The organism is Sorangium sp. So ce327, assembly GCF_051530205.1.
GTDB classification, from domain to species: domain Bacteria; phylum Myxococcota_A; class Polyangia; order Polyangiales; family Polyangiaceae; genus Sorangium; species Sorangium cellulosum_B.
Window position 1 is genome coordinate 9,718,214 of record NZ_CP150330.1, and the last position, 24,569, is coordinate 9,742,782.

A 24,569-nucleotide genomic window follows, 5' to 3' on the forward strand; every position below is an offset into this window, starting at 1 on the left:
GCGCGGATGTCGCCGCTCGGCTGGAGCCCGGGCGGGCTCAGCGAGCAAAACCCGCGCGAGCGAGCGACGCCGCTCACCGCCGGCCGCCGGCGGGCCCGGGGTCGCGGATCAGGCGCCCGAGCCGGCGCGCTGCGACCGGAAGAAGGCGCGCACGTCCTTGAGGAGGAGCTCTGGCGCCTCGAAGTGCCCGCCATGCGGCATCTCCGTCCACCGCACCAGGTTGGCCCTGCTCTCGACCCAGGCGCGCGGCGAGCGGTAGATCTCCGCCGGGAAATCGGCCACGGCGGTCGGCGCCGCGATCCTCTCGAAGAGATACGGCGGGATGGCCTCGTTGCGGGCGGTCTCGTAATAGAGGTTCGCCGCGCTGGCGATGCTGTTCGGCGCCCAGTAGAACATCGCGTTCGTGAGCAGCAGATCCCTGGCTGAGACATCCCCTCATTTGACCTCGAAGAAATGGCTGAAGAACGCATGCTCGCGGACGATGCGGTCAAAGGCATCTACCAGGCGGCGAAGCCACTCCTCCCGCATCGTGGGGATGCAGTGGTACCAGTACAGCCCCTGGCGATAGAGCGAGTGCGTTCACTTCTTGACCGTGTTGACCTTCAGAGTTCGATCGGCTCGACGCCCCGGGCGGCCTGCTCCCGCTCATGGGGCGAGGCGTCCGCGCCGAGCAGCGGCTGGAAGGCGGCGAGCTTCTCCGCCGACACGACGAACGACGTCCAGACCTCGAAGATGTCGTCGTCGGTGCGCAGCGTCTCGCACTTGATCTTGGCGGCGTGCGCGAGCTCGCGGGCCAGGCGGTCCAGCCCGGCGAACATCGGCGAGCCCGCGAAGGTGGCGATCGTCGCGTCGCGAATGCCGTCGATCGCCCTCATGCTCTGGGCGATCTTGACATACCGGCTGTTGTAGAACGCCTCGATCGGGAACGAGAACGCCTGAAGGGCTCGCCCCAGAGCTCGTCGAGCCCCTCCTCGCCGCTGCGGTGGAGCACCATCTTCCCGAACGTCAGCGCCTCGAGGAGGTGCTCACCGCACTCGCGCATCAGGGCATTGTCGGGCTCGATCGTGACCCCGAGCTCCTGGATCTCGACGAGCTTGGTGAAGATATCCGTCGCTCGATTGAAGATCGCGCCCGCGAGCATCGCGCCCTTGACGCGCTTCCGCTGCGGATCGGTCTCCGACTCGAAGGCGAGCCGCGCCTCGTCCAGCCGTTTCCCTGGGACGTTGATGCCGTGCTCGACGTGGTTGAACAGGCGCCGCGTCAGCGCCTCGATGAGGCGCTCCTTCGCGAGCAGCGTGTCGGCCGGCGCCTCGTAGGCCTTGATCCAGTAACCGTAGTAGTAGACCCGCAGCTGGCCGTCGATGATCTGCTTCTTCCCGAGCGGTATCGCGCTTTCCATGGCCCGCCTCCGATCGGCTGCCAGGCGGCGCCCCTGCGCGCGAGGCGCGCGGGGGAGCATGCCCGTGCGACAGCCGAGTAGCATGGGCGCAAGGCGGCCCGCACGACGTGAGCGACGCGATCCGGCGGAGTCCTCCGCCGGAAACCGGGACTTAACCGACAGGAAAGACAGCGGCTCGCGGCGTCGCCGCGGCCGAGCGCCGGCCCGCGCGCCCGCCGACCTCGGGGGCTACTGCGCGCACCCCTCAAGCTCGGCCATCATGCGCCAGAAGGCCATGGCCTTGTTCTCGCAGGCGCCCTGGGTCGTGTGGGTGTACTCGTATTCCGTGTTGCCGGACGTCTCCACGTCGTAACGCGGGTGCTGCATCGGGATCTCGTCGTCGCCCACCATGATGGTGTGCCGCTCGCCGTCCGCGTGGACGTCGAGGTCCTCGAAGTCATAGAGGATCTTCCCATGCTCCCGGCAGAAATCGCGGATCTGCTGGTTGCGCTCCACGCGGTTCACGCCGTTGTGCTCCTCGTCACCGGGCCCCGTCATGTAGATGAAGGTCACCTCCGGGAACTCCTGCCCGAGCGCGTCGAGCACGTCGAGGTACCGCTGCACGTCCTCCTCGGTCTGCTCGGAGATCTCCGAGGACCACGCCCACATCGAGTACCGGATCTCCGGGTGCCCTCCGAGGATGGTGCGCACGTCGTTGATCCCGGCCTCGGTCGCCCAGTACTGCGCGCCCGGGATGAGGTCGGTGGCGATCATCCCGTCCCACATCAGGAAGGCGCCTTCCTGCTGCGGGACGTCGCAATACTCCGTCTCGAAGGCGTAGGTAGGGGTCTTCGCCTCGATGCTCTCGGCGCCGGCGATGATCTGGAAGCCGTGCGAGCGGTGGGCGTAGTGGAAGACGAAGTCCCCCGACTTGAGCGCCTCGGCGCAGCTCGCCGGGATACCGTCCAGGCTCGCGTGGCGGTGGTCGAAGGTCCGCGCGTTCGCGGGATCGGGATTGGGATCGCCGCCGGACGCCGTCGTCACCCCGCCGCTCGAAGCCGACGCCGACGTCGACGCGCCGCCCGACCCGCTGGTCGCCCCGCCGCCCGACCCGCTGGTCGCCCCGCCGCCCGACCCCGCCGTGGTCGCCCCGCCGCCCGACCCGCTGGTCGCCCCGCCGCCCGTTCCAGTCTGGTCTGCCGGGCTGTCGTCTTCTCCACAGGCCAGCGCGCCGAGAGCGAGGGAGAGACCAGCTGCGATGATAGTTGAATTGCGAAATAATTTGTTCATTGCAGTGTGGATTCTAGACGGAGGCAAGGGGATCGCAATAGCTCTCGCGGGCGGTCTCGTGCTGCCGCGCGGGGGTTCGGAGGTCGGGGTGTCGTTGTCTTCTCTCGCGGCGCCGGCGCCGGCGCCGGCTCCGGCGGACCGCCGCGGAGGCCCGCGTGCTGCGCTGCGCAAGCAAGGCCCCCGGCGCTCCGCTCACGAACGCGCGCCGACGTTGCGCGCGCAGCGTCCGCGCTCACCGTCGTCCCGAGCGCATCCCCCTCGCCGAACACCGCCGTTGTCAGGAACGTCACGCACCGGCGGCGCTCTCGACGCCCGCGTCGGACCCGGACATGCCACGGCGATCCGGGGAGCCATCTCGTGGCCGTGTCGAGCCCGAGGCGCCCGGAACGTGGCGCACAGAAGGATAATCCATCTGACATCTCCCGCCTCGTCGTGGCCGCCGCCTTTCCTATCCTGTACGCTCCCCTCGCCTCCCTCGGCTATCAGGAGGAAGCCATCACCATGCAGTTCGCTCCGGATTCCGTCGTAGGTGGGAAGTATCGTCTCGAACGACCTCTCTCGCACGGCGGGATGGGCTCGGTGTGGGTGGCACGACACGTCAACTTGGGCTCTCTCGTCGCGGTCAAGTTCATGGACCCGACCTATGCTGCGTCATCGACGTTCCTCGCTCGCTTCGAGCGTGAAGCGAGGATCGCGGCGAGCCTCCAGAGCCCACACGTCGTCTACGTCCAGGACTTTGGCGTCGACGACGACACTCCGTACCTCGTGATGGAGCTGCTTCAGGGCGAGGACCTGGGCACGCGCCTCTTGCGCGTCGGCCGGCTCTCTCTCGTGGACGCCACCCTGATCCTCGTGCAGGCCGGCAAGGCCATCCGTCGAGCGCATGACGCCGGACTCGTCCATCGCGATCTCAAGCCTGCCAACCTGTTCCTCGTGCGCGTGGAGGGAGAGCAGGACGAGGTCGTCAAGATCCTCGACTTCGGCATCGTCAAGGACACCGGCGCAGCGCTGACGGAAGAGGTGACCCGCACCGGGGAGCTGCTCGGCTCGCCCCACTACATGAGCCCGGAGCAGGTCCGGGGCGAAAAGGACATCGATCAGCGCAGCGATCTCTGGTCGCTCGGGGTCATCCTCTTCTATGGCGTCACCGGCGAGCTGCCCTTTCAGGGGGCCCAGCTCGGCGCGGTGATCGCCAACATCCTGGTCGGTCAGGTGCCCAGCGCGTCCCTGATCGCGCCCGACCTGCCGCCGGAGATCGATGCCTTCTTCGCGCGGGCGCTGGCCCGCGAGCGGGCGGAGCGCTTTCAGTCGGTCGGAGAGATGATGGGCGAGCTCCGCCGTGTCGCGGGCATGGCGTCGCCATCGATTCCGGATCTGCAATCCCCGTGCTCCGGCGTGCCGAGCACGGCTCGGCCGAGGCTCAGCGGGACGATAGCGCTCGACGTCGCCAAGCTCGACGAGCCGGCCGCGCCCCGCTCGGCGAGGCCTGGCACCCTGACCGGCGCCGGATCGACGGCGCAGGAGGCCCGACTTCAGAGGCCTCAGCGCGCGAGGCTGGCGATCGGCATCGCGATGGCGATGCTCGTCGGCGCCAGCGTCACCATCGTGCTGCGTCGGGGCGGATCGAGCGCCGGGGGCGAGGCGGGCGCGAAGGTCGCCTCGGCCGGCGCGCCGGCGTCGGAGGAGGTCGCCGCCAGCGCGTCGGCAGAGGTCGAGCGCTCCTCGGAGCCGCTGGAGAGCGTGACGCCCGCGGCGCCCCTTGCAGAGGCGACGGGCTCTGCTGCGGACGCCGCCGGCGAGACCGCGGCGCCACCGGCGCCCTCGACGTCCGCCACGGCAGCACGGCCACCGTCGAGCGCCACGCCCAGGACACCGCACACGGGTGTCCCCGCTCCTTCCAGGAGGCCGCCGAACCCGCCGACGACCGCGCCGGGGCACGACCGCGCGCCCATTCCGGAGGTGCCCTTCTAGCGCGGAGACCCCTTGTTGGCGTTTTTAGGGAGAAGAAAAATTGAACAGGGAGGCGGGGAGACGGGGAGAGTGATGGGATTTCGCTCCCCGTCTCCCCGACTCCCTGTGAATCCTCTCGAAAAAACCGAGGGGTTGCTTCAGCTCACCGACAACACACGTGTCAGCTCCGGGCGTTTCGCTGCCGGCGACGGAGCGTCAACAGCGCAAGGCCCATGGCGACGACCGCTGCGTACGAGCCCTTCGGCTTGGCATCGCCGGCGATGACGGCGCACCCGCCCGTTTCACCCGATTCATCTTCAGAATCTGAGCCCGCGCCGGTGGTGGCGCTGTCCGCAGCGCCGCTCGTGCCGCTCGTGCCGCTCGTGCCGCTCGCGCCGCTCGTGCCGCTCGGGTCGCTGCCGCCCGTCGTGGTGACCTCGCCGCCGCCAGCGGGCTGCCCGCCAGAGCCGACGGTCACGCCCTCGCCCGCGCTTCCGCCGTCCCCCGAGGCGCCGCCGCTCCCCGCGGCAGGCCCCGCGCCGCCGACGTTCTGATCACCCCCGGAGCCGTCGCCCGAGCCACCCGTGCCGCCGCTTCCGGCAGCCTCGGAACAGTCGGTCTCAGGATCGGCGCCACCGGCCTTGTCGAGACCGAAGAACGCGAGGATGGCGTCGGCCTCGTACGGCATGGAGTGCGCGCCGTTTCTCCCTGACCAGGCCTCGAACACCGTCTGGCCACACTCGTTCTTCCAGAACTGGCGATCATAGGTGGTCCCGCCCGACGTGATCATGTCGGTCGAGGTCGGGGTCTCGCTCAGCTCGAGGACGTTCGTCCATTCCTTGATCGCCTCGGCCTGGTTCTTGTAGTTGATCGTCGCGTCCGCCGTGCCGTGGAAGATCTGGAGGCGCGGGCGATGCCCCGTGTACCCAGGAAACATCCCGCGGACCTGGTCTCCCCATTGCTGCGCCGATTTGCTCGTCCTGCCCCCCGCGCAGTTGTTGCTCCATTGCTGGCCCCCGTCGAAGCCGTCCGCCCAGCACCCGGCTGCCACCCCCGCCCTCGCCGCGCCGGCCCGGAAGATGTCCGGGTACACCGCCAGCATGGCCTGCGTCATCATCGCTCCGGACGAGCCGCCCATCACGTAGACGCGCTTCGGGTCGCCTTTGTACTTCTCGAGCGTGTACTTCACCATCTGAGCGACGGCCTGCGTGTCGCCGCCGCCGTCGTGGGTCAGCGATTTCGTCGTACCCACGTCCCAGCAGTTCCGGCCGGTGGCCTCCGGAAGGATGATGATGAAGCCGTTCTTGTCGGCGCCCGCTTTGACACCCGAGATGCTGTTGAAGAACGAGCTCACCGGCGTGCTGCACGAGTGGCAGCCCACCACGATGGGCGGATTCTCGGCCAGCTTGTCGGGCACGTAGATGTTCATGTTGACGTAGCTCGGGACGCCGTTCGCTCCCCACGTCGTCCGGCTCACCGCCTGCACCGACGCCGCGTACACCGGCATGGCCGCGAACAGCCCCAGAGAGAACGACGCGACCACGAAAACGCGATTCTGAAATCGACGCATATTCGATTACCTCTAAAGCTGACGTCGCCGACGATGGCGCGCGGATGCTATCGACACAGGAACTTGGGCGCAAGCCGCTTTGGGTTCTTCCAGTCCGCGAAAATTGAACCAAGACCTCGCGCATCATGGCGCCTTCTCGCGCTGTGAATGGCCGTAAACCCGGAGCTCACCCCTTCACGCCGGGCGGGCCGCCTTTCGACCTCGCTGCCGCGCACCGCTCTGCATAGACGGCCGGTGTGAAGCCGACCTGGGCCTTGAATTCCCGGATCAGGTGCGCTTGATCATGATACCCGAGCTCTTGCGCGAGCGCCGCCCACGCGACGGACGCGCCCGTGGCCACGCGCTCCGCGGCCTCCTGCACGCGTGACCGCCGGATGATCCACTTGGGCCCGACGCCGATGTACCGCTCGAACGCGCGGTGCAGCGTGCGCACCGAGACGCCCGCGATCCGGGCGAGATCCTCGGCGCGGTGGATGTCGCGGTCTTTCTGCGCGCGGACGGCGAGCGCCATCGCCTCGTCGAGCCCGGCGTCCTCCGGGCCCTTGCGCGCGCGCAGGAGCTCCTCCACCGCGCGGATCGCGACGGCGTCGTCCGGCTGGTCGAGCGCGGCGCGCTCGAGCGGCCCGGCCGCGCCGCCGAAGATCTCGGCGAGGGGGACGACGCTGTCGACCAGCCGGCGCATGGGGAGGGGCGCGAACGGGAAGAAGCCCCCCGGCTTGAACTTCGTCGCGACGACGCGCCCCGTGCCCTCGAGCCGGACGACCTCGCGCCGGGTCCCGATGCCGTGCACCGCCGAGCCCGGCGCCTCGATGGCCAGGTTGACGCAGGGGTGCGGCAAGAGCTCCTGCTCGAACGGCGCGGTGAGCGACCAGCGGACGATCCAGTGCCAGTCGACGAGCCTGGCCAGGTCCGGCGCGGGCGCGTGCCGGTGCAGCTCGAAGCGCTGGAGGCCGGCGGCCGGGTTCAGGATGCCGCGGGTGGGGTCCTCGGGGGTGATGCTCTGGCTCATGATCGCGCTTGGCGCTCTTTTACAATACCGGGCCTGGCCCGGGCAGTAACGTCCGCCCCGGAGGCAGCAACATGGCTGATTCGACCACGACCCCGAGGGGCAACCTCGTCTTGTTCCATTCACCGAACTCGCGCTCGACGACCACGCGCATCCTGCTCGAGGAGCTGGGCGCGCCCCACGAGCTCCGCGTGCTGAACATGAAGGCCGGGGAGCAGCGCAAGGCCCCTTACCTCGCCGTGAACCCGCTCGCGAAGGTGCCCGCGATCCTGCACGACGGCGCGCTCGTCACCGAGCAGGTCGCGATCGTCATCCACCTCGCCGATCTCTTCCCGGAGGCCGGCCTGGCCCCGGCCATCAGGGATCCGCTGCGCGGGCCGTACCTCCGGTGGATCGCGTACTACGGGTCGAGCTTCGAGCCGGCCGTCGTCGATCGGGCGATGAAGCGCGATCCGGCGCCGCCGTCGATGTCGCCGTACGGAGATTTCGATACGATGTTCGGCGTGGTGGCAGAGGCGCTCCGGAAGGGGCCGTACCTGCTCGGCGATCGATTCTCGGCGGCCGACGTCCTCTGGGGCAAGGCGCTGGACTGGATGGTGAAGTTCAAGCTGGTGCCCGAGCTGCCGGAGGTGAAGGACTACGTCGCGCGGGTGTGCAGCCGCCCGGCGTTCGAGCGGATCGCGGCGAAGGACGCAGAGCTCGCCGCGGCGCACGAGGCCGCGGCCGCAGCGGAGGCGCGGGCGAGCTGATCGCCGCCCGGCACGCCGTCTACTCCGGCTGCCCACCCAGCTGCTTCACCGCCCTCGATCCCGCCTCGATCCCGCGCCGCAGGCACTCCGCCTCGCGCGCGCCCTGGAGCTCCGCGGTGATGAACCCGGCCGCGAACGCATCGCCGGCCCCGGTCGTGTCCACCACCTCGACCCGAGGCGCCGGCTCGTCGAGGCGCACGCCCTGCCGTCCGCCCACCGCCGCGCCCCGCGCGCCACGCTTGATGATCACCCGCTCGAAATAGGCGCCCAGCGCGATCATCTGCGCTGTGAGGTCACCCGTGCCCGAGAGCGCCTCTGCCTCGTCGGCGTTGGCGAGCAGCGTCGACATCCCTCGTGTCCACTCAAGGAAGCTCCCGACCCCCACCTCCCGCAGAAAGCCCACGGACGCGGCGTCGAGGGCGATCGGGACGCCGCGGCGCCGCGCCTCTTCGGCGAGCCGCAGCACGGCCCCCCGAGGCCCTTCGGCAAAGAGCGAGTAACCCGAGAGGAGCACCAGCCGCGTCTCGTCCAGGAGCCCCGCCGGCATGTCCGAAGGCTCGAGCGCGAGGTTCGCCCCACGGTCGGTAAGGAAGCTCCGCTCCCCGTCGGTGTCGACGAGGATGACCAGCACGCCCGACGGACACTGCGGGTCGGCCGCGAGGATCGGGTCGACATGGAAGCCCTTGAAATAGGCTTCAAAATGCTGCTTGTCCCTGGCTCCGACCCGGGCGACGAACGACACCTTCGCTCCCATCGAGCCGAGCCACACCGCCTGGTTGGCCCCCGAGCCTCCGGGGCGGCTCTCGATCTTGGCGCGCCGGTCCGAGCCGCGCACCAGCGGCCCCTCGGGGCGGACGATCACGTCCGTCATCACGTCGCCCACCACGAGCACGCGGCCGGCCGCGCTCATGCCTTGGCCTTCGACCTCGGCTTCGACTTGCGCTTGGCCCCGAGCTCGCTCATCGCCACAGCGATCTCCGCCGCCACCGCCGCGTTGTTCTCGACCAGCGCGATGTTCGCGATGAGGCTCTTGCCCTCGGTGAGCTCGAAGATGCGCTTCAAGAGGAACGGCGTCAGGTCCTTCCGGCTCACCCCCTCTGCCTCGGCGCACCGGATCGCCTCCTCGATCCGCGCCTCGATCGCCGTGGCGTCCATCGCATGGCTCTCGGGGATCGGGTTGGCGACCAGGACCCCGCCCATGCCGAGCTCGAACTGCAGAGCGATGACCCTGGCCGCTTCCTTGGCGCTGTCGATCCTGTGGTCCACCTTCTGCCCGCTCTGCCGCGCCCAGAAGGCCGGGAAATCCTCGGTCTTGTAGCCGAGGACCGGCACGCCATGGGTCTCCAGCGTCTCCAGCGTCTTGGGGATATCGAGGATCGATTTGGCCCCCGCGCAGACCACCGCCACCTGCGTCCGACTCAGCTCCTCGAGGTCGGCGGAGATGTCGAAGGTCGTCTCCGCCCCGCGATGCACGCCGCCGATGCCTCCCGTGGCGAACACCTGGATACCGGCCCAGGCCGCCGCCATCATCGTGGTCGCCACGGTCGTCCCGGCCAGCCCGCCAAGGACCAGGAGCGCCGCCACGTCGCGCCGCGAGGCCTTGGCCGCCTTGCCGCCCCCCCTGGCCAGCCGCTCGAGCTCTTCCCCCTTCACCCCCACGCTGAGCTTGCCGTCCATGATGGCGATCGTCGCCGGCACGGCGCCGTTCCGGCGGACTACCGCCTCCACGCGCTGCACCATCTCGAGGTTCTGCGGATACGGCATGCCGTGCGTGATGATGGTCGACTCCAGCGCGACCACCGGCCGGCCGCGAGCGAGCGCTTTCCTGACCTCGGGCGAGATGGAGAGGTGGTCCTTGACCGACACGCGGGGATCCTTCGGTTGAGAGGGTCTGGCGCGTATATCGCGTCCGCGGCGCAGCGAACACCGCTATACTCGGGCGCCGCGAAGCCCATGAGCGCCCCGGTGAGCCTCGGAGACGTCGTCGCCGGCAGATACCGCGTCGAGCGCCTGCTCGGCCAGGGCGGGATGGGCGTGGTGGTGGCCGCCCGCCACCTGCACCTCGGCAACCAGGTCGCGCTCAAGCTGCTGCGCCGGGACGCGGTGGTCGACGCCGCGGCGCGGGAGCGCTTCCTGCGCGAAGGACGGGCGGCGGCGGCGCTGCGCGGCGAGCATGTCGCCCGCATCTTCGATCTCGGCTTCCTCGACACCGGGGATCCATTCCTGGTCTTCGAGCTGCTCGAGGGCTGCGATCTCGGCGCGCTGCTGCGGGCGCAGGGGCCGCCTCCGATCGAGGTCGCCGTGGGGTACGTGCTGCAGGCCTGCGAGGGGCTGGCGGAGGCGCACGCGCGCGGGATCGTGCACCGCGACCTGAAGCCCGGGAACCTGTTCCTGGCGCGGCGGGCCGACGGCTCGCAGCTCGTGAAGGTGATCGATTTCGGGATCGCGAAGCACACGCTCGCGGACGCCGGGGAGCAGCTCACGAGCACGTTCGCGGTGCTAGGCACCGCCCTCTACATGGCCCCCGAGCAGATGCGCTCGGCGCGCGCCGCCGACGCCCGCTCGGACATCTGGGCGCTGGGCGCCGTGCTCTACCGGCTGCTCAGCGGGGCGCCGCCCTTCCCCGGGGAGTCGCTGCTCGACGTCTGCGCGGCCATCCAGCGCGGTCCGGCGCCGCTCGCCGCGGCCCGCCCCGGCACCCCGCCGGCGCTGGAGGCCGCCGTGCTGCATTGCCTCCGGCAGGACCCGGCGGAGCGCCCCGCCGACGTGGCCGCGCTCGCCGCCGCGCTGGCGCCGTTCGCGCCGCACGAGGGGCAGGCCGCCGAGCGCGCCGCCCGCACGCTGCGGGGCGGCGGCGGCCCAGCGCTGGCGGCGCCGCCCGCGCCGCGCGGTCAGCCCTCGGGGGAGCCTGCGGCGGCGCTTCCCGAGATGGCGAGCGCGCTGGCCGCGCCGCCGCTCGCCGATCGCTCGCTCGACGCAACCTCCGGCTCCGCCACAGGCGCAGCGCCGACGGTCTCCCGGGCAAACGCCCCTCCGGCGCGCACCGTCTCCCGCGCCGAGACCCCCGAGATCAAGGTGCACCCGCCGCTCATCGCCCGGCAAGCGGCGCTGGCGGCGCTGGCGGGCGCCGCGGATCGGATCGCCGGCGGGGCGCGCTTCGTGGTGATCACCGGCCCGCTCGGTATCGGCCGCACGCGCGTGCTCCAGGCCGGGATCGAGGCGGCCGGGCTGCCGGCCGAGCGCGTGCTGCGCGGGAGCTGCTCGCCCGAGCGGCGGAGCCCGCTGCGGCCGCTGCGCCGCGCCATCGACACGCTGCCGCCCGGCGGCCGCGCGGCCCTCGCCCAGCTCTCCGACGCCGTGGATCGCGCGCTCGCGCCGGCCGCGCTGCCCAGCGCCGGCGACGCGGACAGCGCGCTCGAGGGGGTCGAGGCGGCGCTGCTCCGGGCCGCCGCCGAGCCGCTGCTGCTCGCGCTCGACGACCTCCAGTGGGCCGACCCGACGACGCTGCGCCTGCTCTCGCTGCTCGCCGAGCAGGCCGCGGGCGGCGATCCCGCGCCGCTGCTCGTGCTCACGGCGGCCCGCAACGAGCCGAGCCCGTCCCCGAAGCTGCGGGCCTTGCTCGGGGCCGTGCGCTCCAGGATACGGCCCGGGATCAAGCACCTCGCGCTGGAGCGGCTGGACGAGGCCGACTCCGAGCGGCTGGCGCACGCCATCGCGCCGCTCTCCCCGGAGCTCGCGCAGACGGTGGCGCGGGGCTCCGGCGGCGTGCCCTTCTTCGCGGTGCACGCGCTCCTGGCCTGGCGCGAGACGGGCGCCATCACGTGGCAGGACGGCGTGCTGCAGGCGGCCTCCGGGCGGGCGCTCCACGAGCAGGTGCCCGGCGTCGCGGAGCTGGTCGAGGACCGCCTCGCGAGCTACTTCGAGCCGGGCAGCGACGCCGAGCGCGCGGGGCTGCGCGCCCTGGCCGCGATCGCCCTGTACGGCGGCGGCCTCGGCTTCGAGGTCCTCTACCGCGTGGTGGCCAGCGACGAGCTGCTCGAGAGCGCCGTGCACGCCTGGGTCGAGGCGGGAATGCTCACCGTGTCGGGGGAGCCGCCGGAGATCGGCTTCGGGCAGGAGATGGTGCGGCAGGCGGTGCTCGGCGTGGCGCGCAAGCGCCCCTGGTTCCCGCGCCTGCACCGGGCGCTGCTCGACGCCATCGCCGCGGGGCCGGGCGCCGCCGCGGACGCGGCGTTCCTGGCCGCCGGCTACGAGAAGCTCGGCGCCGTCGAGCCGGCGCGGGCCTGGCTGCGGCGGGCCATGGATGCGGCCTTCGCGGCCGGGCTCTTCGAGGAAGCCGCCGGGCTCGGCGATCGGCTGGCGGCGCTGGCCGGCGATCCCGGCGAGCGCGCCGCGATCGAGCTCGACATCGTGCGCGTCCTCTTGCGAGGGCGCGCCTTCGAGGACGCGAGGCAGCGGCTGGAGCGGCCGGGGGCGAGCGCGAGCGCCCTCGCTCCGGCGAGCGCCGCGGGCCTGCGGCGGCGCATCTACCGGCTGGAGGTGGCCCGCGGGCTGCACGAGGCGGGCGCCGGCGACGGCTCGCTCCTGGCCGACGCCGACGCGCTCGGCGACGAGCGGCTGCGCTGCGAGGCGCGGATGGCCCTCGCCGGGGTGACGCGCGGGCCTCGCGCCATGGCGCTCGCCGGGGAGGCGGTCGAGCTGGCGGTGCGCTGCGGCCCCGGCCTGGAGCTGCCGGCGCGCGTGCTGCGGTTCGAGCTCGACTACGAGGCGGATCGCTGCGACCTCGAGCTGGCGGACGCCGATCTGAAGCGCGCGCTCGAGCTCTCGGCGGCCAGCGCCTCGGTGTGGCGGCAGATCGAGATCGACGGCGATCTCGCGGTGGTCGAGGCCGAGCTGGGGCGGCTCGCGGCGGCCATCGAGCGGCTCTACGGGCTCGCGGCGCGGGCCGAGCGCTACGGCATGCGGGCGCAGCGCCGGCTGCTCCTGCAGAACCTGGCGGCCTTCCTGCTGCGCGCCGGCCGCGCGGCCGAGGCGGCGGAGGTGGCGGGGCGCTCCGCGGCGCTGGCGACCGAGGCCGGCGATCCGGCGCTGCGCGGCGTGGCGCTGTCACTGAGGGCGGAGGCGCTGCGGCGCTGCGGCGACGCGGGCGCGGCGCTGCGCTGCGCCGACGAGGCGGTCGGGCTGCAGGAGAAGCGCGGCGACGCGATGCTCTCGCTGACCTTGCTCCGGCGCGCCGAGCTGCTCGCCGGCATGGGCCGCAGCGCCGAGGCGCTGGCGGACGCGCGGGCCGCGCGCCGCGTGGCCGAGCAGCACCGCGAGCGCGACCGCGTGCTCTGCGCCGATCTCTGGGAGGCGCTGCACCTGGCCCGGCGCGGCGCCGCGCCGCCCGAGGAGGTGGCGCGGGCGCTCGCCGAGGCGCAGGCCGCGGACGTGACGCTGCGCGAGCTCACGCTGAAGCTGATGGAAGAGGCGCGGGCGTGGCTGGAGCAGCGTCCGGCGCCTGCCGCCTCGGGCTGAGAGGGCAGCGGGTCAGCGCGGCGGGCGCTGGGGCACGATAACCCCGCGATCCGGCTTGCACGCCTTGTCCTTCTCGCTCCAGAAGCAGCCGGGCGGGCAAGCCGGCGGCGGCTCGGCGGGGGTGCCCGCCGGCCACACGCACTCCTCGGCGACGCCGCCCGCCGCAGGCGCGGCCGAGCGATCAGGCGCCGAGCCATCGGGCGCCGCCGCCCCGTCGGGCGCGGCCGAGACATCGGGCACCGCAGCCCCCTCAGGCGACTTCGGCGCGTCGGGCGGCGGGGTGGACCCGCACGCGGCGAGGAGGACAGTGAGCAAAATTACAATTGAGCGACTCACGTTGCTGCGCATCGCACCGTTTTCCTTCTTTTCTGTCCTCATGTGCAAGAGCTCAAGCGCGCCTGTCCTCGGGCCGGCTGCGCCGGCGAACGCACCCCAGCAGGAGCGCCGCGAGCGCCAGGGCTGCGGCGCTTCCGCCCGATCCCGGGCCGACGGCGCAGCCGCAGCCGCGCGGGCCGGGCGCGACTGGCGGAGGCGGCGCCGGCCGCTGCGGGACGTCCTTGCCATCGAGGCTCGACCAGTCTCCGGCGCTGATGAAGCCGGCCCAGTAGAAGGGGTGCTGGTTGCCGGGCGCGGCGCGCACCGCGAGCGCGGCCTCGCGCAGCGCCTCGCTGCGCCCGCCGCCGCCTTGGAGCCGGCGGTGGTACTGCACCATCAGATCGCGCGTCTCCTGATCGCTGATCTTCCACAGGCTCATCACCAGGGTCTGCGCTCCCGCCATCAGCACCGCGCGCCGGAGGCCGTACACTCCATCGCCGCTGCGGGCCGCGCCGACCCCGGTCTCGCAGGCCGAGAGCACCACGAGCCGCGTCCCATAGAGATCCAGGCCGGCGAGCTCGTGCGCGGTCAAGATCCCGTCCTCTCGCCCCGTGACGGGCTGGTTGGCCGTCGCCAGCGCCAGGCCGCCGCGCAGCAGCGGGCTCTCGAGGGCCCGCCCGGCCGACGCGACGACGGGCGGCAGGAAGAAGCCGTGCGTGGCGATGTGGAGGATGCGCGGGTGCGCCACGGCCTGCACGGCTTCCTCGGTCGCCGCGGCGCCGGTGAGCGCCTTCGCTCCCGGGATCACCGCGCCGATCGCCGCGATCTCCTCGGCCGTGCCGGGCAGCGGGCGGAAGCGGATGTCGCCGAGCTCGACCGAATCGGGGCCTGCCCCCGGGCGGTAGCGTGAGCGCTGCCGGTCGGGATCGCCGAAGTCCGGCGCGCCGATCAGCACGGCGGCCGGCCCGGGCTCGGGCGGCGTCTCATCGTGGAGGAAGCGCACGAGATCGCGCCCGCTCGACAGGTAGGTGAAGGTGAAGCGCTCGATCAGCGCGCGCCCGCCCTCGTCGAGCAAGGCGCCGAACGGGACCAGGTTGAGCTCGCCGTCCGGGCTGATCAGGATCCGGCGCGCGTCGCCAAGGAGCGGCCGGAGCGGCCGCAGCACGCGCTCGTCGAGGGCCCGGGCGGCCGGCGCCGGATCGCGGCGCGGGCTCGCCAGCGCCTGCCGCAGCTCGTCCACCAGGCCAGCGGCGGCGCGCGCCTCGCCGAGGTCCACGAAGCGAGCGGCGCCGCGCCGGCGCAGCACGTACGCCGCGAGGCGCGGGGCCTCCGCGGCCTCGCCCACGGGGCGGCGCACGATCATCTCGACGAGCGCCGCGTCCTCCGGGATCGCCGCCTTCACCTCGGCGAGCGTCACCAGCCGGTCGTCGCGCAGGAGGGTCGCGCCGCGCTTGCCCAGCTCCGCCTCGAGCCGGGCCTTCTGGCGCTCCAGCTCGGCGAGCGCGGCGTCGTGCTCCGCGGCCGGCACGGCGCCCGGGCCGCGCACGATGGCGTCGACGATCGCGCCCTGGATCGCCACGAGCTCGCGGAGCAGCCGCGCGTCCTCCGGCCTCCGCCGATCGCGCAGGGCGGCGCGGCCCGCCGCCAGCGCGTCGAGGGCGCGACCTTTGCGCCGCAGGATCGTGGTGAGCGCCAGGTCCACCGCCGCGCCGCCCTGCGGCGAGGCCGCCGCGGGCAGCGCCAGGACGAGGTCGGTCTGCCCGCGCAGCGCCTCCACGGCGGCGAGCTTCTGCTCCTCGGAGCTGTCCGCGAGCAGCGCCGCCGCGCGGCGGTCGCGGATCTCCGTGCTCCGCGCGAGGGCCTGCGCCGCGCTCGGGGTGCTCCCTGCGCGCAGGTGGCCCTCGGCGAGCGCGTCGAGCGCGTCGGCCACCCTGGGGTGCAGGGGGCCGAAGACCTTCTCGACGATCGCGAGGGCCCGCTGCGAGAGCGCCTCCGAGAGCCCCGGATCGGGCCGACCGCCGCCGCGGGCCAGGGCGGCGCGCCGCAGCAGCGCCTCGGCCACGGCGGGGTGATCCGGCCCCGACGCCTCCTCGAGATCGGCCTGTGCCCGCTGGTAGAGCGCGGCGGCGGCGCCGTCGTCGCCGGTCGCGCGCCGCAGGTCGCCGAGGTGCAGGCGCAGCGCGGCGGTGGCCGGGTGCCCCGGCCCGAGCACCTCTTCGCGGATGGCGAGCGCGCGATCGAGCAGCGGCGCGGCCCGCGCCGGCTCGCCGCGCTGCATGTGTCCGAGCGCGAGGCCGTCGAGCGACTCGGCGGCCGCCAGGTGCCCGGGGCCGAGCGCCTCCTCCTGGAGCGCAAGCGCCCGCGTGAACGCCTGCACGGCGCGGTCGGGCCTGCCGATCGCCAGGTGGAGGCGGCCCAGGCTGTCGAGGACGCGGGCGAGGCGCGGGCTCGGCGTGCCAGCGGCGCGCGCGCTGGCGCTGGCCGCCTCGAGCGCCTTGACGAGCAGCGGCTCGGCGACCTCGGGCTCGCCCCTCTCCAGGGCCAGATCGGCCAGGTTGCGGAGCAGCTCGGCCTGCACCGTGGGCTCGCTCCCATAGCTCTCCGCGGCGAGCCTGAGCATGGCCTCGGCCACGTCGTGGTCTGCCTTCATCGCGAACAGGCGGCCGACCTCGCTGTAGGCGAGGCAGGGGAACGGGCTGCCCAGCAGCGCGTCGAACCCGACGATCTCGCGCCGCAGCCCCTCGGCGGCGGCGCTGTCGCCGCGGAGGGCCGCCAGGCGCGCGCGCCCGGCGATCGAGAGGCCCGCGAGCTCCTCGTCGCCGGCGACGAGGATGCGCCGGTAGATGGCGTGGGCGCGCGCGAAGACCTCCTCGGCGCGCCGGTGCTGGCCCAGCTCGATCAGGACCCACCCGAGCTGATCGAGCGCCGCGCCGAGGAACAGCTCGGGCGACGGCGTGGCCGGGGTGTGCTGCTTCGGCAGCCGGCCCTTGTAGAAGGCGACGACCTTCTCGTGCAGGGCGACGTCGCGCTCGGCAAGACCGACGGCCTCGGCCAGGCGCTCCTCCTCGAAGAGCCTCTCCGCCCTGAGGTGCGCGACATCCGCCTCGTTCAACGTGGCGTTGAGCCCCGCCGGGCCCTGGGCGGCCGCCATGCCGGGCGGCAGCGCGAGCAGCAGCGCCACGCCCGCCGCGAGCCACGGCGCGCGGCGGGCGGCGGCCCGCGAGGCCGGCATCAGGGCTCCCCTTTCGGCCGTATTCCGTGCTTGTCGAGGAGCTTGTGCACGAGCTGCCTCGACACGCCCATGGCGCCGGCCGCGCGCGAGATGTTGCCCTTGTGGCGGCCCAGCCAGGCGGTCAGGTAGCTCCGCTCGAACTGCTCCATCACCATCTCGCGGGCCTCGAGCAGCGGCATCTCGAGCAGCGGGTCCAGGCGCGCCGCCGCGGCCGCGGGCCCGGGCGCGGGGACAGGCGGGGGCGCCGCCGCGGCGCCCTCCTTGAGAGGCCGGAGCAGCTCGTCGACCGTCTCCGGGAACAGGAGCAGGCGCGCCACCACGTTGCGCAGCTCCCGCACGTTGCCCGGCCAGTCGTGGGCGGCGAGCAGCGACAGGGCGTTCGGCGGCAGATCGGCGAGGGAGCGAGGCGGGTTGTGCGCGGCGAGGAAGCGCTCCACCAGGGCGGGCAGGTCGTCCTTGCGCTCGCGCAGCGCCGGGACCTGGACCTCGACCACGGCGAGCCGGTAATAGAGGTCCTCGCGGAACTGCCCCTCCGCCGCCCGGGCGCGCAGGTTCCTGTGCGTGGCGGCGACGACGCGCGCGTCGAACGGCCGGAAATCGCTGGCGCCGAGCCGCCGGACCTGGCGCGCCTCCAGCGCCCGCAGCAGCTTGGGCTGGAGCTCGAGCGGCAGCTCGCCGATCTCGTCGATGAACAGCGTGCCGCCGCTCGCCTCCTCGAGCAGGCCGGCGTGCGCGGCCTGGGCGCCGGTGAAGGCGCCGCGGGTGTGGCCGAACAGCTCGGACTCCACCAGGTTGGCCGTCGTCGCGCCGCAATCGAAGACGACGAAGGGCCCGCTCCTGCGCGGGCTGTGCTCATGGATGGCCCTGGCCAGCACCTCCTTGCCGGTCCCGGACTCGCCGAGCAGGAGGAGGGTCTGATCGGTGGCGGCGGCGCGCTCCAGCTTGGCGAAGAGCGCGCGCATGGCGAAGCTCCGGCCGATGGCGCCGCCGAACATGCCAGTCGGCGACAACGGCACGAGCCTGGGCTCGCCGGCCGGGTGGACGACGAGCTCCGAGTCGCCGATGAGCACGGCCACCCGGGGGGCGAGGCGCGCCTCCAGGATGGCCGTCTGGCCGAGCAGCGTGCCGTTCTTGCTGCCCAGATCGCGGAGGGAGACCCCCTCGGGCGTGAGGCGCAGCTCGCAGTGCCTGCGCGAGACCCGGGCGTCGGGGACGACCAAGGTGCAGTCCTGGCCGGTCCCGACGATGACAGGGCTGATATCGAGGGGCGTCTCCGTCACGTGACCTTGCGGCGAGGTGACGCGGACACGGAGGGAGGGCATGCGGAGCGAGCGATCGCGATCCACGCTCGTGAGCGTGCAGGGCTCGGGCTCGTCCCTGGCTGGCTTCATGCACCGGACAGTACGTGGATCGCCCGGCGAAAGCTATCGCGCGCGGCCCTCCCCGCGCGGCGCGGATCTCACTTCACGCGGGCCGTGCGCAGCCTTGTCTTGGAGTCGGCCTCGTTGCTCACGATGTCGAGGGCGTCGCTGGTCTTGGCCCAGTCGAACGGCATCCACGAGAACGACATGCCGTTCGCGTTCGAGGTGTCCTCGTCGTCCGTCATGATCCAGCCGTCCAGCTGGCTGTCGGAGAGGTGTGCACGCGCCAGGATCCCGTAGCTGAAGCCGAGGTTCGGGAAGCCGATCATCGCGCCGGCGCTGCCGCGGAACAGGCAGAACCCGAGCGTGGTCTTCGAGGGGCTCTGCGTGGAGGTGTTGGGAAAGATGTTCCCCGTGGACGAGTTGCTGTTCGACGTGTCCTCGTTGTCGAAGGTGCGCGAGAACGCCTCGGAGCCGGCGGGGCAGGCGCTGCCGAGCCTGAGCACGGCGTACGGCTCCCCGCTGTCGAGCGGCTTGAAGAAGCTCCCCGGCACGCGGCAGAAGACGAACCTGGTGTTGCTGCCGCTCTGCGTCGCGCCGATCCAGCCGGCGTGATCGTTGCCGTTGCTCGTGTCCTCGTCGTCCATGAAGATCGAGATCTGATCGAAATTGGAGGGGCACGCGCTTGCCGGGATGACGCCCACGTCGTTCACCCCCAGCGCCGACTCGGCCTCACCGACGTCCTCGGCCTCGCCCGAGCTGTCGTCCAGGCCGTCGCCCAGCGCGTCCGCGCCGTCGCCCGGCTCGTCCGTGCCGGCGACGCAGCCCGGCATCAGCGCGGCGGCGCCGAGGAGCGAGAGCGCGAGGGTGGAGTTGCAGAGAGCCATTCCGAGGTGACCGAAGGTCTTGTTGAGAGAGAGCATGGAACATCCTCCTTGTCGACGCGGCGGCGCGTGCCGCCTCGCCGGTTTCCGTTGATATCCAGCGCGCGAAGCCCGTTCTTCGCTGCCGTCTGGACGCCGGGGCGCTTTGGCGCTCTGGCGTTTCAACGCGTCAACGCGTCAACGCGTCAACACGTCAACGCGTCAACGCTTTGCAGCCAGCGTGCCGAGCCCGCCGCGCCCGCATTCCTGGGGAGCGCGCCGCCGCGCACCGCCTCCGGCTGTCAGCGACCATCGACAGCTGTCAGCGATCGATGACACCTGACAGCGCCTGCTGACAGCGCGGCGGCCTTTGCCCTTTGCGCTGGCCTCCCGCCCGCTGCTTCAGGACCCGGTGGACTGGTACCGCCGCTCCCCGAACCGCCAGATGCGCAGCGACACGAGCAGGAACGCCACCCCCACGAGCGGCGACGCCCAGCGCGCGGCCTCGGGCAGCGCGGGGACCGTGGGGCGATCGAGCAGCGCGCCCGCGGGGATGTAGCTCACGAACGCGAGCGGCACGACGAACGTGAAGAAGCGCCGGAACCAGTCGCGGTACAGGGTCAGCGGGTACTGCGCCGCCTCCGTGCCGCCATAGGTCAACGCGTTCATGATCTCCAGCGACTCGACCGTCCAGAAGCACAGCGTGGCCTGGAGCACGAGGAGCCCGTAGAACACGCAGGCCCCGCCGACGATCGCGCCGGCGAGCAGCGCCAGCCTGGCCGCTGTCCACCCCACGCTCAGCGCGCTACCGGCCCACAGGAGCATCACGAGGCCGACGGCGAGCCGCCCTGCGCGCAGGAACTGGAACTCCCCGGTGGCGACCTGGAACGCCGTGGAGCGCGGGCGCAGGAGGAGCCGATCGAAATCGCCCGACCTCACCATCCCGGAGAAGGTGTCGAACCCGCGGCCGAACGACTCGGCGAGCGCGAACGAGACGTTGACGAGTCCAAACAGCAGCGCCACCTCCGCGAAGCGCCACCCTCGGACCGCGCCGAACCGGTCGAACAGCGCCCACGCCCCGAGCAGCTCGATGCCCACCGTGATGAACTGCCCGACAGACCACATCACGAACGACGCGCGATACTGCATCTGCGCCCGCAGCGACGCGGCGGCGAGCCGGAGGTAAAGCCTCGTTGCATCGAGCGACATCTCGTCTGTTCCTCGCCCTCGCCTCGCCCTCGCCTCGCCCCTCAACCGCCCTGCACCACGAGCCGGCGCAGGCCGCGCGCGACCATCGCCCTGCCGAGCGCCACGAACGCGGCGGTCCACAGCGCCTGGTGCAACAACACGCCGGGGAGCGCCCCCGCGGGCAGGTGCCCGAGGTAGAGCCGGAACGGCGCGTCGACCATGCCCCGGAACGGCAGCGCGTCGAACCACGGCAGCATCCACGCCGGAAACAGCGGCAGCGGCACGATCATGCCGGAGGCGACGAGGACGAGCGACGGCACGATCCGCGCGATGCCGTCGCCGGACGTCGTCCACAGCATCGTCGACGTCACCGCCGTCGCGAACGCGCCCACGAGCGCCGTCGCGCCGACCATCGCCGCCGCCCACGCGCCCGCGGCGGCCAGCGACGGCGGCAGCCCCATCCCGAGGAGCGGCACCGCGACCGCGAACATGGGGACCGCGCGCAGCAGCGTCGGCGCCACGCGCGCGGCGAGCGCGCGGGCGAGCCAGAGCGCGTGAAGATCGAGCGGGCGCGCCAGCTCGTAGCCCACCGCGCCGGTGCGGATCAGCTCACGCACCTCGGGGTCGGGGTTGGTCGAGAACGGCAGCAGCTGGAAGAACGCCTGTCCGAGCCACGTGTACGTGATCGCCTGTCCGAGCGCCATCGGCGGCGGCGCGCCCGAGACGGCGTTCCCGTAGAACGCCTCGAGCACCATGACCTTGATGAACCCCCAGAACAGCTGCGTGCCGAACCCGGCCGCGGCGGCGGCCCGGTACTGCAGGAGCGCGCGGCTGCGCGCCCGAAACACGGCGGCACAGGCGGCGAAGTTGGCCGCAAAGCGCTCGAACGGCGCGCTCACGGCGGCGCCCCCGCCTCGCCGCCCTCGCCGTAGAGCCGCGCCACGATCTCGTCGATGGGCGGGTTCTGGACCAGGAGGTCGCGCACCGGGGTGCGGGCCGTGACGCGCCCGACCAGCTCCGCCGTCGAGATCGCGGCAGGGTCGAAGCGCAGCGTCACGCGGGCGCCCTCGCGGCGGATCACCTCGGCGCCCGGCTCGGCGATCTCCGCCGCGGGGTCCGCCAGGTCCACGATGAGCCAGCGCTCCGCGGTGACCTGCGCGCGCAGCGCCTCGAGCGAGCCGTCCGAGAGCACCCGACCCCCGGCGATGAGGATGACCCGCGAGCAGAGGGCCTCGATGTCATCCATGTCGTGCGTCGTCAGGATCACCGTGACGCCGCGCTCGCGGTTGAGCCGCTGCACGAAGCGCCGCACCGCGAGCTTCGAGACGGCGTCGAGGCCAATCGTCGGCTCGTCGAGGAAGAGCAGGTCGGGCGCGTGGAGCAGCGCGGCCGCGAGATCGCACCGCATGCGCTGGCCGAGGCTGAGCTGCCGCACCGGCGTGTCGAGCAGCGGCCCGAGATCGAGCATCGCGACGAGCTCGTCGCGCGCGCGGGCGTGCTCGGCCGCGCCGACGCGGTAGATGTCCCGGAGCAGCTCGAACGAGTCGATCACCGGCAGATCCCACAGGAGCTGGGTGCGCTGGCCGAACACGACGCCGAGGCGCCCCACGTGCGCGATGCGCTCGCGCCACGGGACGCGGCCGGCCACCTCGCATCGGCCCGAGTCCGGCACGAGGATGCCCGCCAGGATCTTGACCGTCGTCGACTTGCCGGCGCCGTTCGGCCCGATGTATCCGACGAGCTCGCCCCGCTCGAGCGAGAACGAGACGCCCGCGAGCGCGTCGACGGCGCGGTAGCGCGGGCGCACGAGCCCGGCGAGCGCGCCCAGGGCGCCTGGCCGGCGCTCGGCCACCCGGTACGCCTTGCGCAGGTCCTCGACGACGATCAGCGGCATGACGGCGGCCAGGGTCTCACGGGCGGCCCGGGAGCATACTTGACCTCGGCCGAGCGGCCAGCGCCGCGAACGCGGCCCACGTGCTGAGCCTGCCCGCTTGCGATCCCGGCCGCGCCCTCACTCCGGCTTCGCGAGCGGCGAATAGCGGCTGTAGCGGTAGTCGTTCGAGGTCGCGTAGAGCACGCCCGGAGGATTGCGGGAGTTCCCCGCGGTGATGCACGCCCGGTACCAGGGGTAGCAAGCCTGGAGCGTGTCGTAGACGAACGACGGCACGGCCGGCGCGCCGCCCCGCTGCACCCAGCACGCGACGGCCGCGCCGGTCTGCGGCTCGACGAGGCAATAGCGCTGCATGTCGGAGGCGCAGCCCGTGCAGTCGCTCTGGATCGCGTTGATCGCGTGTCCGACGTTCGTGCAGCCGAAGCTGAAGATCGCTGCATTGAGCCCGTTCTGCTGCGCTTGCCACCAGAAGCCGTTCGCGAAATTCGAGCACACGTACGAGCCAGGGGTATACGTGCATTGCTGCACCGTGATGTTGCCCATCGCGGTCGCCAGCGGCGTGCCGCCCCACGTACCGAGGTTGGGGGCCGGTGGGCACGCGGCGCCGGGCGGAACGGCCGACGGTGCGGAGTCGTCCGGCGAAATCCCGGTCGGCTCCGCCACTACCCCGCCGAGGTCGGTGGGAGCTGGGGCCTCGTCGCGCGGAACGCACGCGGATCCCGAGCTGTCATCACACAGCGCCACGTCGCTGGTCATGGCGTAGGCCGCAGGCTCCAGGTCGAGGTCGTCGAGATCGCCGCTCGCGCTCGAGCACCCGCTCAGGGCGCCGAGAAGGCTCACGGACGCGACGAAACCCGCAGCGAAAACCATCGCATGACGATTCATAAGAACGCCTTTCTCGCGGTGAAATGCAACGCGCCGCGCCTGTGGCGCGCACGGCTTGGCGGCGCAGCGCGCCTCCGCGTGGGTTACGCGCGACGTCCGGCGCCGGTTCCCTTCTCGGGTGGCATTGGTCAGCGGGCCGCCCGCCCTCCTCCACCCACCATCGGTCACCAACCTGAACGTTTACGTTTACGTGAACGTTTACGTGGTCGTCGTCGTGGTCGTTCACGGCCTATCGTCGACGACCACGACCACGACCACGACCACGTAAACGTTCGGAGGCAGGAGAACGCGACGCGCGGCCCGATTCCGCGATGGCCACGCTGGCGCGCGCGGGTTGCGGTACCCTCCGCCTCGATGCCGCCCGACCCCAGCGCGCCCCCCGGCGATCGATCCCTGTTCCCATCGTTCGACGGCCCCGGCGGCTTCGACCGGATCCGCGCCGACCTCCCGGCCTTTCTCCCGGCGATCCGCGCGGTGTGCGAGCGCCACGCGCTCTCGTCGGGCGGGCTCTCCGCCTTCGCGCACGGGACCAACGTGGTCGTCTCGAACGACGCAGGCCAGATCATCAAGCTGTTCCCGCCCTTCCTCCGGCACCAGTTCGAGGCCGAGCGCCTCTCGCTGGGGCGCTTCCACGGGAACGTCCCCGTGGCCACGCCGGAGCTCCTCTGGCAAGCGGAGCTCGAAGGCTGGCCCTATCTCGTGATCTCGCGCCTCCCGGGGCGCACGCTCGAAGAGGCCTGGCCCGCGATGAGCGGCGCGGAGCGCGCCGAGGCGCTCGCCCGCGTCGGCGAGATCATGAGGGCCGCCCACGCGCTGCCCACCGCTGGACTGGAGAGCATCGATCTCGGCTGGGATGCGTTCCTGGAGCGCCAGATCGCCGGATGCGAGGGCCGGCACCGGCGAATGGGCTTGCCCGAGCGCCTTGTCTCGCAGATCCCGGCTTACCTCGAGTCTGCCCGCGCTCTCCTGCCGACGTCCGTGGTCCCGGTCCTGCTGACCGGCGAATACACGCCGGAGAACCTCCTCGTGACCCGAGCGGGCGGGAGGTGGAGCGTCACCGGCATGATCGACTTCGCGGACGCGTGCCTCGGAGCCCCCGAGTACGATCTCCTGGGCCCGTGCCTCTTCCTGTCGGCCGGCAGCGCGGACCTCCAGCGCGCCTTTCTGGGCGCCTGCGGATACCCGCCTGCCGACCTGGGCCCGGCGCTGAGCCGCACGCTGATGGCCCTCGCGCTGCTGCACCGGTACAGCAACCTCAGGTTCCAGCTCAGGCTCGAAGGCTGGGAGTCCCGCGTCTCCTCGCTGCCCGAGCTGGAACAGACGATCTGGCCGTTCTGAAGCACGATCTACCGGTCACTGCCGGCGAGCGCGGCA

At 72.5% G+C, this 24,569-nt stretch carries 19 protein-coding genes and 1 pseudogene; 5 read left to right on the forward strand and 15 right to left on the reverse strand.

The features are described 5' to 3' along the window. Positions 1–108: 108 nt before the first annotated feature. The 3 genes and pseudogenes from WME95_RS36440 to WME95_RS36450 form a co-directional block, all read right to left on the reverse strand. On the reverse strand, positions 109–396 hold the full coding sequence (locus WME95_RS36440; RefSeq protein ID WP_437903928.1) for a hypothetical protein: 288 nt from the start codon (positions 394–396) through the stop codon (positions 109–111). A gap of 215 nt (positions 397–611) precedes the next feature. Beyond that, positions 612–1,399: pseudogene (locus WME95_RS36445) on the reverse strand (hypothetical protein); the annotation flags it as partial. Positions 1,400–1,627: 228 nt separating this feature from the next. Continuing rightward, positions 1,628–2,422 (reverse strand): hypothetical protein, encoded by a 795-nt coding sequence (locus WME95_RS36450; RefSeq protein WP_437903930.1) that lies wholly within the window; start codon positions 2,420–2,422, stop codon positions 1,628–1,630. A gap of 747 nt (positions 2,423–3,169) precedes the next feature. On the opposite strand from WME95_RS36450, the gene WME95_RS36455 reads away from it, so the two are divergent. Further along, positions 3,170–4,639, forward strand: a complete 1,470-nt coding sequence (locus WME95_RS36455; RefSeq protein WP_437903932.1) for a protein kinase domain-containing protein — start codon at positions 3,170–3,172, stop codon at positions 4,637–4,639. Between the two features lie 160 nt (positions 4,640–4,799). Here the strand turns inward: WME95_RS36455 and WME95_RS36460 are convergent, their stop codons facing one another. Then, positions 4,800–6,161, reverse strand: a complete 1,362-nt coding sequence (locus WME95_RS36460; protein ID WP_437903934.1) for an extracellular catalytic domain type 1 short-chain-length polyhydroxyalkanoate depolymerase — start codon at positions 6,159–6,161, stop codon at positions 4,800–4,802. A gap of 193 nt (positions 6,162–6,354) precedes the next feature. Next, positions 6,355–7,197, reverse strand: coding sequence for a DUF6597 domain-containing transcriptional factor (locus WME95_RS36465; protein ID WP_437903935.1), 843 nt, complete (start codon positions 7,195–7,197; stop codon positions 6,355–6,357). A gap of 71 nt (positions 7,198–7,268) precedes the next feature. Here WME95_RS36465 and WME95_RS36470 point away from each other — a divergent pair, with 71 nt between their 5' ends. Further along, positions 7,269–7,943, forward strand: a complete 675-nt coding sequence (locus WME95_RS36470; protein ID WP_437903936.1) for a glutathione S-transferase family protein — start codon at positions 7,269–7,271, stop codon at positions 7,941–7,943. Positions 7,944–7,962: 19 nt separating this feature from the next. Here WME95_RS36470 and WME95_RS36475 read toward each other — a convergent pair whose 3' ends face one another. Together WME95_RS36475 and WME95_RS36480 are read right to left on the reverse strand one after the other, a co-directional pair. Continuing rightward, a complete protein-coding gene (locus WME95_RS36475) occupies positions 7,963–8,853 on the reverse strand; it encodes a carbohydrate kinase family protein (RefSeq protein WP_437903937.1) in 891 nt (296 codons plus the stop codon). Then, entirely contained in the window at positions 8,850–9,809 is a 960-nt protein-coding gene (locus WME95_RS36480; RefSeq protein ID WP_437903938.1) for a pseudouridine-5'-phosphate glycosidase, read from the reverse strand. Before WME95_RS36480 ends, WME95_RS36475 begins: the two co-directional genes overlap by 4 nt. Positions 9,810–9,908: 99 nt before the next feature. Here WME95_RS36480 and WME95_RS36485 point away from each other — a divergent pair, with 99 nt between their 5' ends. Beyond that, on the forward strand, positions 9,909–13,460 hold the full coding sequence (locus tag WME95_RS36485; RefSeq protein WP_437903939.1) for a protein kinase domain-containing protein: 3,552 nt from the start codon (positions 9,909–9,911) through the stop codon (positions 13,458–13,460). A 12-nt stretch (positions 13,461–13,472) separates the two neighbouring features. Here the strand turns inward: WME95_RS36485 and WME95_RS36490 are convergent, their stop codons facing one another. The 8 genes from WME95_RS36490 to WME95_RS36525 form a co-directional block, all read right to left on the reverse strand. After that, positions 13,473–13,796: a hypothetical protein gene (locus WME95_RS36490; protein WP_437903940.1), complete on the reverse strand. Its 324-nt coding sequence runs from the start codon at positions 13,794–13,796 to the stop codon at positions 13,473–13,475. 52 nt (positions 13,797–13,848) lie between these two features. Continuing rightward, positions 13,849–17,007 (reverse strand): CHAT domain-containing protein, encoded by a 3,159-nt coding sequence (locus WME95_RS36495; protein WP_437903941.1) that lies wholly within the window; start codon positions 17,005–17,007, stop codon positions 13,849–13,851. Further along, positions 17,007–18,398, reverse strand: coding sequence for a sigma 54-interacting transcriptional regulator (locus WME95_RS36500; protein ID WP_437903942.1), 1,392 nt, complete (start codon positions 18,396–18,398; stop codon positions 17,007–17,009). Before WME95_RS36500 ends, WME95_RS36495 begins: the two co-directional genes overlap by 1 nt. Before the next feature lie 68 nt (positions 18,399–18,466). Next, the gene (locus tag WME95_RS36505) at positions 18,467–19,291 is read right to left on the reverse strand and encodes a hypothetical protein (RefSeq protein WP_437903943.1); all 825 of its coding nucleotides are present in this window, start codon (positions 19,289–19,291) and stop codon (positions 18,467–18,469) included. A gap of 342 nt (positions 19,292–19,633) precedes the next feature. Further along, the gene (locus WME95_RS36510) at positions 19,634–20,440 is read right to left on the reverse strand and encodes an ABC transporter permease (RefSeq protein ID WP_437544348.1); all 807 of its coding nucleotides are present in this window, start codon (positions 20,438–20,440) and stop codon (positions 19,634–19,636) included. A 41-nt stretch (positions 20,441–20,481) separates the two neighbouring features. Further along, positions 20,482–21,318, reverse strand: coding sequence for an ABC transporter permease (locus tag WME95_RS36515; RefSeq protein ID WP_437903944.1), 837 nt, complete (start codon positions 21,316–21,318; stop codon positions 20,482–20,484). Continuing rightward, a complete protein-coding gene (locus tag WME95_RS36520; protein ID WP_437903945.1) occupies positions 21,315–22,313 on the reverse strand; it encodes an ABC transporter ATP-binding protein in 999 nt (332 codons plus the stop codon). Before WME95_RS36520 ends, WME95_RS36515 begins: the two co-directional genes overlap by 4 nt. 117 nt (positions 22,314–22,430) lie before the next feature. Further along, on the reverse strand, positions 22,431–23,180 hold the full coding sequence (locus tag WME95_RS36525) for a hypothetical protein (RefSeq protein ID WP_437903946.1): 750 nt from the start codon (positions 23,178–23,180) through the stop codon (positions 22,431–22,433). A 133-nt stretch (positions 23,181–23,313) separates the two neighbouring features. Here WME95_RS36525 and WME95_RS36530 point away from each other — a divergent pair, with 133 nt between their 5' ends. Further along, positions 23,314–23,463, forward strand: coding sequence for a hypothetical protein (locus WME95_RS36530; RefSeq protein ID WP_437903947.1), 150 nt, complete (start codon positions 23,314–23,316; stop codon positions 23,461–23,463). Positions 23,464–23,549: 86 nt separating this feature from the next. After that, entirely contained in the window at positions 23,550–24,533 is a 984-nt protein-coding gene (locus tag WME95_RS36535) for a phosphotransferase family protein (protein ID WP_437903948.1), read from the forward strand. Positions 24,534–24,569: the final 36 nt, after the last annotated feature.

Excerpts from the sequence above, each read along its gene's own strand:
- WME95_RS36440 (WP_437903928.1), bottom strand. The coding sequence starts at position 396 with ATGTTCTACTGGGCGCCGAACAGCATCGCCAGCGCGGCGAACCTCTAT.
- WME95_RS36455 (WP_437903932.1), top strand. The coding sequence starts at position 3,170 with ATGCAGTTCGCTCCGGATTCCGTCGTAGGTGGGAAGTATCGTCTCGAA.
- WME95_RS36465 (WP_437903935.1), bottom strand. The coding sequence starts at position 7,197 with ATGAGCCAGAGCATCACCCCCGAGGACCCCACCCGCGGCATCCTGAAC.
- WME95_RS36470 (WP_437903936.1), top strand. The coding sequence starts at position 7,269 with ATGGCTGATTCGACCACGACCCCGAGGGGCAACCTCGTCTTGTTCCAT.
- WME95_RS36475 (WP_437903937.1), bottom strand. The coding sequence starts at position 8,853 with ATGAGCGCGGCCGGCCGCGTGCTCGTGGTGGGCGACGTGATGACGGAC.
- WME95_RS36495 (WP_437903941.1), bottom strand. The coding sequence starts at position 17,007 with ATGCCGGCCTCGCGGGCCGCCGCCCGCCGCGCGCCGTGGCTCGCGGCG.
- WME95_RS36500 (WP_437903942.1), bottom strand. The coding sequence starts at position 18,398 with ATGAAGCCAGCCAGGGACGAGCCCGAGCCCTGCACGCTCACGAGCGTG.
- WME95_RS36505 (WP_437903943.1), bottom strand. The coding sequence starts at position 19,291 with ATGCTCTCTCTCAACAAGACCTTCGGTCACCTCGGAATGGCTCTCTGC.
- WME95_RS36510 (WP_437544348.1), bottom strand. The coding sequence starts at position 20,440 with ATGTCGCTCGATGCAACGAGGCTTTACCTCCGGCTCGCCGCCGCGTCG.
- WME95_RS36520 (WP_437903945.1), bottom strand. The coding sequence starts at position 22,313 with ATGCCGCTGATCGTCGTCGAGGACCTGCGCAAGGCGTACCGGGTGGCC.
- WME95_RS36525 (WP_437903946.1), bottom strand. The coding sequence starts at position 23,180 with ATGGTTTTCGCTGCGGGTTTCGTCGCGTCCGTGAGCCTTCTCGGCGCC.
- WME95_RS36535 (WP_437903948.1), top strand. The coding sequence starts at position 23,550 with ATGCCGCCCGACCCCAGCGCGCCCCCCGGCGATCGATCCCTGTTCCCA.